Genomic DNA, 14454 nt, shown 5'->3' with positions numbered 1-14454 from the left:
CTTTGCCACGGCTCCGGTTGACAGTTTCATAGTGTTTCGGTGGTCATAGCGTGAGGGAAACGCCCGGTTACATTCCGAACCCGGAAGCTAAGCCTTACAGCGCCGATGGTACTGCAGGGGGGACCCTGTGGGAGAGTAGGACGCCGCCGAACAAATTTTGAAAAAGGAACCCCCGTACCGGGAAATCGGTACGGGGGTTTTCTGCGTTTGGGATCGCTTGATTAGGGGGCCTCTTGAAACAAGAGGCCCCTTTTTTGTGCCGGCCTACAGGCGTCCTGCTGCCTTCAGGGCCAGATACGCGTCCGCGAGAGCGGGCGGCAGATCGTCCGGCGTCGCGTCCACGACCGTGACTCCATGACGCATCAACTGCTCGGCCGTGCGACGGCGTTCCGCCTGGGCGTGAGCCGCTGCCGCCGCCTCGTACACGGCGTCGGTGTTTCCACGGGCCTTCGCCATACGGGCGACCTGCGGATCGGCCACCGAAGCCACCAGGACCGTATGGCGCTGGGTGAGACGGGAGAGGACGGGGAGCAGACCCTCCTCGACCGGGGCCGCGTCCAACGTCGTCAGCAGGACGATCAGGGAACGGCGCCGGGCCGTACGGAGTGCAGTGGCCGTCAGGCCGCGGGCGTCGGTCTCGACGAGCTCGGGCTCCAGGGTGGCCATCGCGGCGACCAGGGAAGGCAGGACGTCGCCCGCCGCGCGGCCCTGGACGAGGGCGCGTACCCGGCGGTCGTACGCGAGCAGGTCCACACGGTCGCCGGCCCGTGAGGCCAGTGCCGCGAGGAGCAGGGCCGCGTCCAGGGAGGCGTCGAGGCGCGGGGCGTCACCCACACGGCCCGCCGAGGTGCGGCCCGTGTCGAGGACCAGAAGGATGTGGCGGTCTCGCTCGGGTCGCCAGGTGCGGACGGCGACCGTGGAGTGCCGGGCCGTGGCACGCCAGTCGATGGACCGGGTGTCGTCGCCGGGAACGTACTCGCGCAGACTGTCGAACTCGGTGCCCTCGCCGCGGGTCAGGACGCTGGTGCGGCCGTCGAGTTCGCGGAGCCGGGCCAGTTTGGACGGGAGATGCTTGCGGCTGGTGAACGGGGGCAGGACCCGCACCGTCCACGGGACCTTGTGGCTGGCCTGGCGGGAGAACAGACCGAGTGGGCCGTACGAGCGGATCGTGACGCGGTCGGCGTGCCGGTCGCCGCGGCGGGTGGGGCGCAGCCGGGTCGTCAGCCGGCGGCGTTCACCGGGCGGGACCGTCAGACGGTGGCGGGACGCGGCCACCTCGGTGCCGGGTTCCCAGCTGCTCGGGGGCCAGGCGTCGCGGAGGCGGGCGCGCAGCGGGCGGCCCGAGGGGTTCGTGACGGTCAGCGTGACGTCCGCGGTCTCGCCCAGGCGTACCGAGGTGTCCCCGGAGCGGGTCAGACCGAGACGGCGTACCGGTGCGGCCAGCGCGGCGTCGCAGGCGCAGGCCAGCGCCAGGGGGCCGTTCACGGCGAGAATGCCCGTCCAGCTCGGCTCCCAGATGCCGATGGGGAGGGTGCCGAGGGCCGCCAGGAGAGCCGCGCGTCCGGTGAGTGCCATCAGCGGGGGACGGGGACGTGGGCGAGGATCGCGTTGATGACCGAGTCGGCGGTCACACCCTCCATCTCGGCCTCGGGACGCAGCTGGACGCGATGGCGGAGCGTGGGGAGGGCCAGGGCCTTCACATCGTCCGGGATGACGTAGTCGCGGCCGGTCAGCCAGGCCCAGGCGCGGGCCGTCGCGAGGAGGGCCGTCGCACCGCGCGGGGAGACACCGAGGGTGAGGGAGGGCGATTCGCGGGTGGCGCGGCAGATGTCCACCACATAGCCGGTGATCTCGGGGGAGACCGCGGTCTTGGCGACGGCGGCGCGCGCGGCTTCCAGGTCGGCCGGGCCCGCCACGGGGCGTACGCCGGCGGCGCGCAGGTCGCGGGGGTTGAATCCCTCGGCGTGCCGGGTGAGGACGTCGATCTCGTCCTCGCGGGAGGGGAGAGGGATCGTCAGCTTGAGCAGGAAGCGGTCCAGTTGGGCTTCCGGGAGGGGATACGTTCCCTCGTACTCGACCGGGTTCTGGGTGGCCGCGACGAGGAAGGGCTCGGGGAGCAGCCGGGGAGTGCCGTCGACCGTGACCTGACGTTCCTCCATCGCCTCGAGGAGGGACGACTGCGTCTTGGGCGGGGTGCGGTTGATCTCGTCGGCCAGCAGCAGGTTGGTGAAGACCGGGCCGGGCTGGAAGGAGAACTCGGCGGTGCGGGCGTCGTAGACGAGCGAGCCGGTGATGTCGCTCGGCATCAGGTCGGGGGTGAACTGGACGCGCTTGGTGTCGAGTTCCAGGGCCGAGGCCAGGGCGCGGACGAGCAGCGTCTTGGCGACTCCGGGGACTCCCTCGAGGAGCACGTGTCCGCGGCACAGGAGGGCGACGACGAGACCGGTCACGGCGGGGTCCTGGCCGACCACGGCTTTGGCGATCTCGGCGCGCAGGGCTTCCAGGGAGGCGCGGGCGGCGCCCGGATCCCCTGTGTACCCGGCGTTGTCAGTGGTCGGGGCCATCATGAACGGCGTACCTCTCTTTCGAGGGCGTCTAGTCGGTCGGCGAGGGAGACGAGGGCCGCGTCGTCGCGGGGCGGCGGCCCGAAGAGGAGGGAGTGCAGGGAGGACTGTCCGTCGCCGTGCAGCTGCGCGGACAGGGCGGGGAGCAGGGCCTCGGGCGTGTGTGCCTGGGCGGGGGACACGCCGACGAGGGGGGCGAGGCGGGTGCGGGTGGTGGAGCGCAGGGCGCCGGCGGCGCGGTCGCGGGCGTTGGCCTTGCGGTAGAGGCGGGCGCGGCCTTCGACGGTTTCGGAGGCGCGGATCGCGACGGGCAGGCGTTCGGGCACGAGGGGCCCGAGCCGGCGTGCTCGCCAGAAGGCGGCCAGGGCTGCCGCGATGAAGAGCTGCAGTGTGCCCCAGAGCCAGCCCGAGGGGAGCAGGTCGAAGAAGGTCTTGCCGCCCGTGTCGGTCGCCGAGGTGTCGGAGAGCGAGGGGAGGTACCAGACCAGGTGGGGGCGGGAACCGAGCAGTTGGAGGGCGAGCGAGGCGTTGCCCTGCTTGTCGAGACGGTTGTTGTAGAGGATGTCGGGGGCGCCGACGACGACGGTGTCGCCGTTCCCGGAGGCTGCCGGGATGCGCAGCAGGGTGGGCAGGCCCTCGCTGGGATAGCAGGAGTCGGCGTCGAGGTCGGTGATGGTGTAGCGGATGCCGCCGGTGTCGGCGCTGCCCGCGCGGCGGGCGGCCGGCAGGTCGCAGCCGGGTGGGAGCGTCGAGTCGAAACTGATCGCGGGGTCGGCGGTGACGCCGGGGGCGAGGGTGCCGAGGGAGGGAGCTTCGGGGGCGATCAGGATCGTGCGGCCGCCGGAGCTCGCGGTGGCCCGGTGGAGGCCGGACTGCTGGCTGTCGGTGAGCAGGTCGGGGGCGGCGACGAGCAGCGTGGTGTCGGGGCCGGCGGCGGCGCGGGCCTGGTCCAGGGTGGTGACCACGCGGGTGGAGACGCCGCGGTCGCGCAGGAGTTCGGCGGTGGCGCGGCTGCCGTAGGGGTCGGCGGAGCGCGGGTCGAGGCGGCCGTGCTGGGCGCCGGAGCGGATCGCGGCGATCGCCACGGCGGCGGCCAGCAGGATCACGACCGCGAGGGTGATTCCCCGGGCGCGGGTCCACACCTGGCGGGCGGTGGGGGAGGCGGAGGTGGAGGGGAGGGCGGCCTCGGTCATGAGGCGGCTCCGTGGCCGGTGTGGTGGGCGCTGCCGGTGAGTACGGGTTTGCTGCGCTCCAGGTCGCGGTCGAGCTCGGTGAGGCGGCCGTACGTGCGGGAGTCGGCGGCCCGTCCGCCGTACGTGACGTCGTCGAAGTCGCGGGCGGCGGCGCGCAGTCGGTCCGTGTGTCCGGGGAGGGTGCGGCCCGCCTCGGCGGCCGCCTCGTCCGCCGTGCGGCCGGGGCGCGGGTCGAGGAGGGTGCGTTCCTCCAGGGAGCGGACGAGGGCGCGCATGCGTTCCTGGACGGCCTGGTTCCAGTGGCCCTGGGCGGCGTGGGCCTCGGCCGCCGCGCGGTGTTCGGCGGCGCTGCGGGGGCGGTCGTCGAAGAGTGCGGCGGCCGAGGTGGGCGTGCGGCGAGGGGTGCCCAGGCGCCACCAGAGGGCGGCGGCGACGGCGAGTACGGCCAGCACGATCACCAGGAGGCCGAGGGCGCCGCCAGGGGTCGCGGTGGAAGCGGCTCCGAACAGTTTGTCGACCCAGTGCCAGAAGGCGTTCAGGGCGCGTTGGACCAGGCTGGGTTCGTTCTCGTGGTACATCGGCTTGGACAGTTCGCGCCTGGCCGCCTCCCGTGCGGGGTCGCGCGGGATCGTCACCGGTGGTTCGTCGCCGCCGTGCGGCAGCGCGAGGACGGCCGCGGCGCCGGTCTGCGGCAGCGCTCGCAGCGCTCGCAGCGCTGTGAGAACTCCCCCCGAAGGACTCACTCCGTCAGCTCCCCGCAGTGGTGCCGGGGGCGTGGGATCCGTAGTCCTGTACGCCGGCGGCGCGGGCCAGATCGAGGTCGAGGGCCTCGCGGCGGATGCGCTGGTCGATGTAGAGGAGCACGGTGACGCCCGCGGTGATCGGGAAGGTGAGCATGGACCCGATGACCGAGCCGATCCCGCTGATGACGAGGAACGTCCAGCCGAGGCTGCCGTTGCCGCTGTTGAGGAAGCCGCTGATGCCGTTGCCGCTGAGGGCGGCGGCGAGGATGGAGAACGGGACGACGACGATCGCCGCCACGATGTTGGCGATGATCGTGGCGAGCAGCTGGATGCCGAAGATCCGCCACCAGGAGCCGCGGACGAGCTTCGCGGAGCGGCTCATCGACTTGAGGACGCCCTGCTTCTCCAGCATGAGCGCGGGCGAGGCGAGCGAGAAGCGGATCATCAGCCAGAGGGCGACGACGGCCGCGCCGAGTCCGCCGAGGACGGCGAGCGCGGCGCCGGCGCCGCTCGCGCCGGCGAACGCGATGATCACACCCGGCAGGACACCGACGCCGATGATCGCGCAGGCGAGGAGCGGCAGCAGGAAGGTCAGACCGAACAGTTTCAGCAGCTGCGGCCGGGCGTCCCGCCAGGCCTCGGTGGCGGTGACGGGCTTGCCGAGCACCGCGCGGCTGGTGACGGAGGTGAGCAGCGCCGTCGCGACGATGGTGCCGAGCAGGGTGATGAGCAGGACGACGCCGGAACTGAGCATGGCGGCCCCGAGGGCGTGGCTCAGTTCGCCGACGGTGGCGCTCGGGTCGTTGAGGGCGTCGGCGCCGGTGTTGTCGTCCAGGAAGAAGCCCCGGAGCAGGACGACCGCGACCTCCGTGACGACGGCGACGGTCAGCGAGATGCCCAGCACCGTGCGCCAGTACGTGCGCATCGTGGAGACCGCGCCGTCGAGGATCTCGCCGACGCCGAGCGGGCGCAGCGGGATGACGCCGGGCTTGGCGGCGGGGGGCGGCCCGCCCCAGTTGCCGCCCCAGCCTGCGGGACCCCCCGGCCCGCGGCCGGAGCCGCCCCAGGCTCCGTAGCCGCCGCCCTGACCTGCCGGGCCCCCCGGGCCGGGAGGCCGGCCGGCGCCCCAGCCGGAGCCGGGCGGGGACGGTGGCGGGGTCCGGCCGGGCCCCTGGGGGCTCGGGGCGGACCACTGGCCGGCCGGAGGCTGCTCCTTGGACCACTTCGACGGCGGCTCCGGCTGGTTGGTGCCGCTCGGGTCCGAGGGCCGCTCCGTGGGCTGCGCGGTGCCGGAGCCGTCCGGCTCCTGCCCGTCGGAGGGGGCGGATCCGGGCGAGGCCCAGCCCGGAGTGTCGTTCATCGTCGCTCCTTCACGGTGCCCGTCCGCGGGACGCGGCGGCAGGTTGGCAGCCATCGTGCCACGGTGTGCCCGGCAGGGACCGGCCGCAGTATGGGCTGCACATCTTCAATTGTCCGCCGGGTACGGGGCAGACTGGGCGGATGGCTGATCAGTACGCGCAATCCCGCGAGCACGACGGGCCGATGGAGATACCTGCGATCCGCTGGGACGAACCACCCGAAGGGCCTGTAGTGGTCCTTCTCGACCAGACGCGGCTGCCGGCCGAGGAGGTCGAGCTGGTGTGCACGGATGCCCCCGCGCTGGTGGAGGCCATCCGCACGCTGGCCGTGCGCGGTGCGCCGCTGCTCGGCATCGCCGGGGCGTACGGTGTCGCGCTCGCCGCCGTGCGCGGCTTCGACGTCGAGGACGCCGCCCGTGCGCTGGCCGGGGCCCGGCCGACGGCGGTGAACCTCGCCGTGGGGGTGCGCCGGGCGCAGGCCGCGTACCGAGGAGCACTCGCGGACGGCGGTGATCAGCGGGCGGCCGGGGAGGCGGCGCTCGCCGCGGCACGGGCGCTGCACCGGGAGGACGCCCGGGCCAGTGCCCGGATGGCCGTGCACGGGCTGGCGCTGCTGGACGAGCTGCTGCCGGGCGGCGGCCACCGGATTCTGACCCACTGCAACACCGGGGCGCTGGTGTCCGGAGGGGAGGGCACGGCGTTCGCGGTGGCCCTCGCGGCGCACCGGGCGGGGCAGTTGCGGCGGCTGTGGGTGGATGAAACGCGTCCGTTGCTGCAAGGTGCTCGCCTGACGGCTTACGAAGCGGCGCGCAACGGAATGGCGTACACCTTGCTCACGGACAACGCGGCGGGATCCCTGTTCGCGGCGGGTGAGGTGGACGCGGTGCTCGTAGGGGCCGACCGGATCGCCGCCGACGGTTCGGTGGCGAACAAGGTGGGGAGCTATCCGCTCGCGGTGCTGGCCAGGTACCACCATGTGCCGTTCATCGTGGTGGCGCCGCTGACGACGGTGGATTTGGACACCCCGGACGGAGCGTCCATCGAGGTCGAGCAGCGCGCCGGTCACGAAGTGACCGAGCTCACAGCGCCGCAGGTGCCGGTGGTGGGAGTGGAGGCGGGAGGCGGGATACCGGTGGCACCCCTGGGAACCCAGGCGTACAACCCGGCATTCGATGTGACGCCGCCCGAGTTGGTGACGGCGATCGTGACCGAAGAGGGCGTGATTTCGCCCGTGACGGCTGAGGCGCTTGCCGAGCTGTGTGACAGGTCACGCCAGGTAGCGATCCAGTGAATGGGATGATGTCGCGCTAGCGGACGAAAGGGCCCCTCCACCTGCGACGATCGCAGGGAGAGGGGCCGTGACATCCAACGCCTGCAACATTGGACGTCGGGATCCGGCTGCGCCGCAAGATCGCCTTGGTGACCCGCGGATGCACCCGGAGATGCGCCAGGAGCGTTCCGCAGGACTTCCGGAGCCCCTTCGGACTCATCTTCCCGAGCCCCTCACGCCCCATCCTTCGGGTGGCGAGGGGAGCCCCCGCCCGGCCGCAGCCCGCAGCATCCGGCAGGCCTCAGCCGTGGCGCACTTGGGATGCCAGAACACCGCCGCACCCTCGTCGGTCCCGCGGCTCCCCCACGCTCCGCCGGCCTCAGCGGCAACGCCTCGGCCCCGGCAGGTGGCCTACGGCCTCGCGGGACAGGGCGGAGGGCTCTTGCCTTCGGCCCACGGCTTCCAGAAACCGTCCGTGACCCTTGTCTCCTGTTTGGCGCGTCCCAGCCCGCTGACCAGCGTCTTAAGATCTCGGGCATGCGTCATGCCATACCCCGTCTCGTCTGCGTTCTGCCCCTGATCGCGTTGATCGCAGGCTGCGGGACCGCCAAGGCTCCCCAGCCTTCCTCCAACCGGCCGAAGGTGAGCGCGGACCCTTCGGAGGGGCATCGCCGCACCGAGTACGAGACAACTCGCACGGAGCTGCTCCAAGCAGTCGCGGAGGCGAAAGTACCCGGCGCCATGGAAGGCGGAGGCAAGGAGACGCCGTCAGGTGACCTCTGCATGATCTCTCTCGTCGGCTGGGTGCCGACGAGGAGTGATCCGCACTCCCGTGAGGACGTGACTGCGGCATTGCGGGCACAGGGCTGGAAGTCGGTCCGCTCCGGGGGTACCGACGAGAGCCGGCTCACCCGTGGTACCTGGTCGGTTTTCGTCACCCGCACCACCGGATCAGGATTCGTCGTCAAGGGCGAGCCGATGCACGAGCTCCGGATCGGTGCCGACTGCAAGGGGAACGTGCACTAGAGAGACACCGCAGGTAGCACCGGACGGTAAGGGCCACCCCGTGGGCCCGTCCCCGCGCTGATCAGCCGACTGCCCAAGCGCCTGGCTGCGGCCGGCGAGCCAGGTAGCTACTGCTGTCACCAGGCCGGCCCCACCGCCGACCCACCACCGGCACTAGGTTGGCGTCCACCGCCCCCCAGGCGTCCAAGCCGAAAGGCTGCGCGCTCCCACAGGCCAGCAGGCCGGCATCCGCCGCTGACATCGACGTCGACGGACAGGGGCAGACAGTGACGGCCCCGTACGACTATCGTCACAGGTCAGTGAGCCTGCTCACCTGCACCTCCTTCACCGTTATGAGAATGGGATGATGTCGTACATGAAGGGACGAGTCCTTGTCGTCGATGACGACACCGCACTGGCCGAGATGCTCGGCATTGTGTTGCGTGGTGAAGGTTTTGAGCCGTCTTTCGTAGCCGACGGCGACAAGGCGCTGGCCGCTTTCCGTGAGACCAAGCCCGATCTGGTGCTTCTGGACCTGATGCTTCCCGGCCGGGACGGCATCGAGGTGTGCCGCCTGATCAGGGCGGAGTCCGGGGTGCCGATCGTGATGCTCACGGCGAAGAGCGACACCGTCGATGTCGTGGTGGGCCTCGAGTCGGGTGCCGACGACTACATCGTGAAGCCGTTCAAGCCGAAGGAGCTGGTGGCACGGATCAGGGCGCGGCTGCGCCGTTCCGAGGAGCCGGCGCCGGAGCAGCTGGCCATCGGCGACCTCGTGATCGACGTCGCCGGTCACTCCGTGAAGCGGGAAGGGCAGTCGATCGCGCTGACGCCGCTGGAGTTCGACCTCCTGGTGGCGCTGGCGCGCAAGCCCTGGCAGGTGTTCACGCGTGAGGTGCTCCTGGAGCAGGTGTGGGGCTACCGGCACGCGGCGGACACCCGTCTGGTGAACGTCCACGTCCAGCGGCTGCGCTCCAAGGTCGAGAAGGACCCGGAGCGGCCGGAGATCGTGGTGACCGTCCGCGGAGTCGGTTACAAGGCGGGACCGAGCTGACGTGTCCAGGGACAGTGCCGCTTCGGCGCCCGGACAGCCGGGGAACCGCGCGGAGCGGCCTGTCGGCCGGACCATGACGGGCTCCGGCTGGGAGCGGCTCATGGCGGGCGGGCTGCTCCAGGGCGGAGTCAAGGGCAGCCCGATCCTCCGGCTGCTCATGCGCTGGGTGCGCCGTCCGCTGCTGCCGGTGATGCGGCTGTGGCGGCGCAACATCCAGCTCAAGATCGTCGTCACGACGCTCCTGATGTCGCTGGGCGTCGTCCTCCTGCTCGGCTTCGTCGTGATCGGGCAGGTGCGCAACGGTCTGCTGGACGCCAAGGTGAAGGCGTCGCAGAGCCAGGCGACCGGTGGTTTCTCGGTGGCCAAGCAGAAGGCGGACGCCACCGCCACGGCCAACGGTGACGCCGGGTCCGGCACGGACGACCGCCCCTCCAAGAACGTAAGCCAGTGGATGAGCGACCTCGTGGTGTCCCTCTCCAGCGGTGGCCAGGGTGCCTTCGACGTGGTGACGCTCAGTTCCACCGCGGCCGGTTCCGGCGGCGCCGGGCTCGGCCCGCGCTCCTCCGGCGACGTCGATCCGACCCTGAGCGTGCCGGAGAACCTGCGGGCCCGCGTCGACAGCAGCACGCTGGCGGCCCAGAGCTACACCCGTGTCGTCTACAAGGACGGCACGCAGTCGCAGCCCGCGCTGGTCGTCGGCAAGCAGGTCAACGACCCCAACGGAGACCCGTACCAGCTGTACTACCTCTTCCCGCTGACGCAGGAGGAGAAGTCGCTGAGCCTCGTCAAGGGAACGCTCGCTACGGCCGGGCTGTTCGTCGTGGTGCTGCTGGGGGCCATCGCGTGGCTCGTGGTGCGCCAGGTCGTCACGCCGGTGCGGATGGCGGCCGGCATCGCCGAGCGGCTGTCCGCCGGCCACCTCCAGGAACGGATGAAGGTCACCGGTGAGGACGACATCGCGCGGCTCGGCGAGGCCTTCAACAAGATGGCGCAGAACCTCCAGCTGAAGATCCAGCAGCTCGAGGACCTGTCGCGGATGCAGCGCCGCTTCGTGTCGGACGTGTCGCACGAGCTGCGTACGCCGCTGACGACAGTCCGGATGGCGGCCGACGTCATCCATGACGCGCGCGTGGACTTCGATCCGATGACCGCCCGGTCGGCCGAGCTGCTCGCCGACCAGCTGGACCGTTTCGAGACACTGCTCGCGGACCTGCTGGAGATCAGCCGGTTCGACGCGGGCGCGGCGGCGCTGGAGGCCGACGCGATCGACCTCAGGGAGGTCGTACGCAGGGTGGTCAGCGGAGCCGAGCCGCTCGCCGAGCGCAAGGGATCCCCGATACGGATCGTCGGCGACGCGCAGCCCGTGATCGCCGAGGCGGACGCCCGGCGGGTGGAGCGGGTGCTGCGCAATCTCGTCGTCAACGCCGTGGAGCACGGCGACGGCAAGGAGGTCGTGGTCAAGCTGGCCGCGGCGGGCGGAGCGGTCGCGATCGCGGTGCGCGACTACGGCGTGGGCCTCAAGCCCGGCGAGGCGACCCGGGTCTTCAGCCGCTTCTGGCGCGCGGACCCGGCCCGTGCGCGGACCACCGGCGGTACCGGGCTCGGGCTGTCGATCGCCCTGGAGGACGCCCGGCTGCACGGCGGCTGGCTCCAGGCGTGGGGCGAACCCGGCGGTGGGTCGCAGTTCAGGCTGACGCTGCCGCGGACCGCGGACGAGCCGCTGCGGGGGTCCCCGATACCCCTGGAGCCCAAGGATTCACGGCGCAATCGTGGACTGAGCGAAGCGGGACTGCCCTCCGGCGGTGGCGGCAAACTCGCCACCGTGCCGGCGCAGTCCACGGGCGGTCACGCGCCGCCCCCGATGCCGCCGCGCACGTCCATGGAGTCGCGGATGGCCGGGGTGTCGCCCACGGCCGATCCGACGGCGCTGCCGGGCAACGGCGCACGCGTGGTACCGCGGCCCGCCGGGGCCGTGCGACGGCCGGACGGCACACCGGCCGCGGGTGGGGAGCGGACCGCGGAGGACCGCGGCGAGCACGAGGAGCTCGGGCAGCACGAAGAGCTCGGACAAGGGGAGACATTCCGTGGGCGCTGACCGCGAGGGGAGCGGCCGGCTGCGTCCCGTACGCGTGGGGGTGTACCTCGGCTGCGGTGCGCTGCTGCTGACGGGGTGCGCCTCGATGCCGGACAGCGGGGATCTGCGCGGCGTCGAGTCCACGCCGCGGCAGGACTCGCAGGTCCGCGTCTTCGCGCTGCCGCCGCGCGAGGACGCCCGGCCCGCCGAGATCGTGCAGGGCTTCCTGGAGGCACTGACCAGTGACGACGCGCAGTACAAGACGGCGCTCAAGTATCTGACGTCGGCCGCCCGCAAGACCTGGGACCCCTTCAGCTCCACCACCGTCCTCACCGACGGCCCCGACGCCAACCGCCAGCAGCAGGTGAACGCGGACGGCAGCGACGGCAGCTACTCGTACGTGCTGGCCGGGACCAAGGTCGCCACGGTCAACGACCAGCACGCGTACACGCCGGACTCGGCCGCCTACCACGCGACGGTGCACCTCACCCGGCAGAAGGACACCAAGCAGTGGCGCATCGACGGGCTGCCGCAGGGCGTGGTGATGGGCAACTCCGACTTCCAGCGCAACTACGTGTCCGTCAACAAGTACTACTTCGCCTCGAACGCGCCCGTAGGGGCGGCCGGACAGCTGGGGACCGTCGCCGATCCGGTCTACGTGCGCGAGAAGGTGGACCCGATGACCGAGATGGCCCGGGCGCTGTTGAAGGGGCCCACGCGCTGGCTCGATCCGGTGGTGACGTCGAGCTTCCCGTCCGGCACGGATCTGAAGGAGGGCGTCACCTCGTTGTCGCCCGACGACCGCAACCGGGTGACGGTCCCGCTGAACCGCAGAGCCGACCACGTCAATGAGGCCCAGTGCGAAAGGATGGCGGCCCAACTCCTGCTCACCTTCCGGGACCTGACGCCCACGGGGGTCGACGAGGTGGAGCTGCAGCGTTCGAACGGTTCGCAGCTGTGCGTGCTCACCGAGAACCACGCCGAGATCATCGCCTCGCACGGTACGGCCGAGCATCCCCAGTTCGAGTACTTCATCGACGGCAAGCAGCGCCTCGTACGGCTGCCCAGCGCCGGCGGCGGCAAGGAGCCCGAGCCGGTGCCCGGCGCGCTGGGCGACGGCGGCAGGAAGCTGCGGGCCGCCGCGGTGTCACGGGACGAGGACAGCGCGGCCGGCGTGTCGGCCGACGGGAGTTCGCTGTACGTCGGCTCGCTGGTGTCGGGCGCCTCGCTCGGGGACGCGGTGCTGCGCAGCCAGGGCAAGACGCCGCAGGACCGGCTGACGAGCCCCAGTTGGGACGGGCGGGGCGACCTGTGGGTGGCGGACCGCGATCCCGCGAAACCCCGGTTGCTGCTGCTGGAGAAGGGCGCGGGCGAACCGCTGGAGGTCTCGACGCCGGGACTCGACGGGCGGATCCAGGCGGTGCGGGTGGCCGCCGACGGGGTGCGGATCGCGCTGATCGTCGAGAAGGACGGCAAGAGCTCCCTGCAGATCGGGCGCATCGACCGGGACCCCAAGGCCGATCAGCGGGCCGGCGTCTCGGTTCTCGAACTGCACTCGGTCGCACCGCAGCTTGAGGAGGTCACGGCCATGTCATGGGCCGGGGACAGCCGGCTCGTGGTCGTCGGGCGGGAGTCCGAGGGGGTGCTGCAGATGCGGTACGTCCAGGTCGACGGCTCCACTCCAGTGGGCGCCGCGCCGTCCGCGCTGACGGGGGTGAAGGAGATCGCCGCGTCCGAGGACGAGCGGCTGCCGCTGGTGGCGCACTCGGAGGAGGACGGGATCGTGCGGCTGTCCTCCGGGGAGCAGTGGCAGAAGGTCGTCAAGAACGGCACGGCGCCGGTCTACCCCGGGTAGTCGGCTCGGTTCTCCGCCGTGTCCGTGTCTCCCTCCGTCTCGTGATCCGTGTCGTGGTGGGCTCGTCCCGTGGTTCCGGGGCGGCCCTGATCGCGTTCTGTGAGGGCCCGTTCGTGGTCCGTGGGGCTCCGGGGCTCCGTGTGGCTCCGCGGGTCGGTCCGTCAGGTGTCCTGGTCGAGGGTCAGCCCCGCGGGTGACGGGTGTCCGGTTGTCCACAGGCGGTTGTCCACAGGGGTGGCCGGTCGGCCGTGGTGTTGGCACAGTGGAGGACATGCGGGCGTGGTGGCAGGACCTCACCGACCTGGTGCTGCCGGCCGAGTGCGGAGGCTGCGGGAGACCTCGCGCGGTGCTCTGCCCGGAGTGCCGTGCCGCCCTGAGCGGGGCCGCACCGCGCCGGGTGCGCCCGGATCCGGCGCCGCCCGGGCTGCCGGTCGTGCACGCGGCGGCCCCGTACGAGGACGAGGTGCGCGCGACACTCCTCGCGCACAAGGAACGGGGGGCACTGACACTGGCGACACCACTGGGAACGGCCCTGGCGGGGGCTGTGAGGGCGGCTCTGGGACATCCGAGCCTCCCGCACCCGCACCGGCGTCGAACGGCCTCGGACGGGCCTCCGAGCGAGGGGAGCGGGTGGCCGGGGTCCGCCGGCGGGCGGGGACCCGTGCTGCTGGTTCCCGTGCCCTCCTCGCGGCGGGCGGTGCGGGCGCGCGGCCACGATCCGGCGCGCCGGATCGCTCTCGCGGCGGCCGGGGAAATGCGGCGCACGGGGGCGCCGGTCCGGGTGCTGGCCGTGCTGCGGCAGCGACGCGCCGTGGCCGACCAGGCGGGACTCGACTCCCGGCAACGGCGGCACAATCTCGCGGGCGCGCTGGAGGTCGCCACGGGAGGCGATCGGCTGCTGGCGGGCGCCGGCCGGGTGGTGCTGGTGGACGACCTGATGACCACGGGAGCCTCCTTGGCGGAGGCGGCGCGCGCCGTACGGGTGGCGGTGGCGGGCGCCGATGCATACGGGAGAGAAGCCGGGGAAGCAACGGAGGAACGGATCCGGAGACGAGCGGGGAAACGGATGACTGAGGCAACGACAGAGGGCGAGGACCGAAATCCGGCAGCCCGGGGAAAGACGGACGCGTACGAAGCCGGCGCCATGATTTGTGCCGCTGTGGTCGCGGCGTCGCCGGATGGTTTCGAAATCAACCGGAACTGACTGAGAACTTCCGTCGTTGCTGGTAATGACCAGGTCAATTCACCTGAACGGAGGTACGCCGCAGTAGAGGGTGACGACATCCGTCCGCGCGAGATATGTTCGGTTGTGAGGCAACGGCGCTGGCCACACCTCGT

At 71.9% G+C, this 14454-nt stretch carries 11 protein-coding genes and 1 rRNA gene; 7 read left to right on the top strand and 5 right to left on the bottom strand.

Annotated elements, in window-relative coordinates; translation table 11 throughout:
• The first annotated feature begins 35 nt into the window (after nucleotides 1-35).
• Nucleotides 36-152, top strand: a 5S ribosomal RNA gene (gene rrf / locus OHB41_RS19660).
• Nucleotides 153-264: 112 nt separating this feature from the next.
• Here rrf and OHB41_RS19655 read toward each other — a convergent pair.
• The 5 genes from OHB41_RS19655 to OHB41_RS19635 are packed head-to-tail and all read right to left on the bottom strand — an operon-like array spanning nucleotide 265 to nucleotide 5860.
• Entirely contained in the window at nucleotides 265-1575 is a 1311-nt protein-coding gene (locus OHB41_RS19655; RefSeq protein ID WP_266699531.1) for a DUF58 domain-containing protein, read from the bottom strand.
• Nucleotides 1575-2564, bottom strand: coding sequence for an AAA family ATPase (locus OHB41_RS19650; RefSeq protein WP_266705999.1), 990 nt, complete (start codon nucleotides 2562-2564; stop codon nucleotides 1575-1577). Before OHB41_RS19650 ends, OHB41_RS19655 begins: the two co-directional genes overlap by 1 nt.
• The gene (locus OHB41_RS19645; RefSeq protein ID WP_266699530.1) at nucleotides 2564-3757 is read right to left on the bottom strand and encodes a DUF4350 domain-containing protein; all 1194 of its coding nucleotides are present in this window, start codon (nucleotides 3755-3757) and stop codon (nucleotides 2564-2566) included. Before OHB41_RS19645 ends, OHB41_RS19650 begins: the two co-directional genes overlap by 1 nt.
• Complete coding sequence (locus OHB41_RS19640; RefSeq protein ID WP_266699529.1) at nucleotides 3754-4500, bottom strand: DUF4129 domain-containing protein; 747 nt, start codon at nucleotides 4498-4500, stop codon at nucleotides 3754-3756. Before OHB41_RS19640 ends, OHB41_RS19645 begins: the two co-directional genes overlap by 4 nt.
• A 4-nt stretch (nucleotides 4501-4504) precedes the next feature.
• Entirely contained in the window at nucleotides 4505-5860 is a 1356-nt protein-coding gene (locus OHB41_RS19635) for a DUF7847 domain-containing protein (protein ID WP_266699528.1), read from the bottom strand.
• Between the two features lie 140 nt (nucleotides 5861-6000).
• On the opposite strand from OHB41_RS19635, the gene mtnA reads away from it, so the two are divergent.
• The 6 genes from mtnA to OHB41_RS19605 all read left to right on the top strand — a co-directional run bounded on the left by mtnA (nucleotide 6001) and on the right by OHB41_RS19605 (nucleotide 14320).
• Nucleotides 6001-7149 (top strand): S-methyl-5-thioribose-1-phosphate isomerase, encoded by a 1149-nt coding sequence (gene mtnA, locus OHB41_RS19630; RefSeq protein ID WP_266699527.1) that lies wholly within the window; start codon nucleotides 6001-6003, stop codon nucleotides 7147-7149.
• A 516-nt stretch (nucleotides 7150-7665) separates the two neighbouring features.
• The gene (locus tag OHB41_RS19625; RefSeq protein WP_266699526.1) at nucleotides 7666-8154 is read left to right on the top strand and encodes a hypothetical protein; all 489 of its coding nucleotides are present in this window, start codon (nucleotides 7666-7668) and stop codon (nucleotides 8152-8154) included.
• A gap of 343 nt (nucleotides 8155-8497) precedes the next feature.
• Nucleotides 8498-9187: a two-component system response regulator MtrA gene (mtrA, locus tag OHB41_RS19620; protein WP_323138385.1), complete on the top strand. Its 690-nt coding sequence runs from the start codon at nucleotides 8498-8500 to the stop codon at nucleotides 9185-9187.
• Nucleotide 9188: 1 nt separating this feature from the next.
• Nucleotides 9189-11282 carry an MtrAB system histidine kinase MtrB gene (gene mtrB, locus OHB41_RS19615; protein WP_266699525.1) on the top strand — a complete coding sequence of 698 codons (2094 nt, stop codon included), beginning with the start codon at nucleotides 9189-9191 and terminating at the stop codon, nucleotides 11280-11282.
• The gene (locus tag OHB41_RS19610; RefSeq protein WP_266699524.1) at nucleotides 11272-13116 is read left to right on the top strand and encodes an LpqB family beta-propeller domain-containing protein; all 1845 of its coding nucleotides are present in this window, start codon (nucleotides 11272-11274) and stop codon (nucleotides 13114-13116) included. Before mtrB ends, OHB41_RS19610 begins: the two co-directional genes overlap by 11 nt.
• 271 nt (nucleotides 13117-13387) lie before the next feature.
• On the top strand, nucleotides 13388-14320 hold the full coding sequence (locus OHB41_RS19605; protein WP_266699523.1) for a ComF family protein: 933 nt from the start codon (nucleotides 13388-13390) through the stop codon (nucleotides 14318-14320).
• Nucleotides 14321-14454: the final 134 nt, after the last annotated feature.

The sequence above is a fragment of the Streptomyces sp. NBC_01571 genome (genome assembly GCF_026339875.1).
In the GTDB taxonomy this organism is placed as follows: Bacteria; Actinomycetota; Actinomycetes; order Streptomycetales; family Streptomycetaceae; genus Streptomyces.
This window is presented reverse-complemented; position numbering and strand designations above follow the sequence as displayed.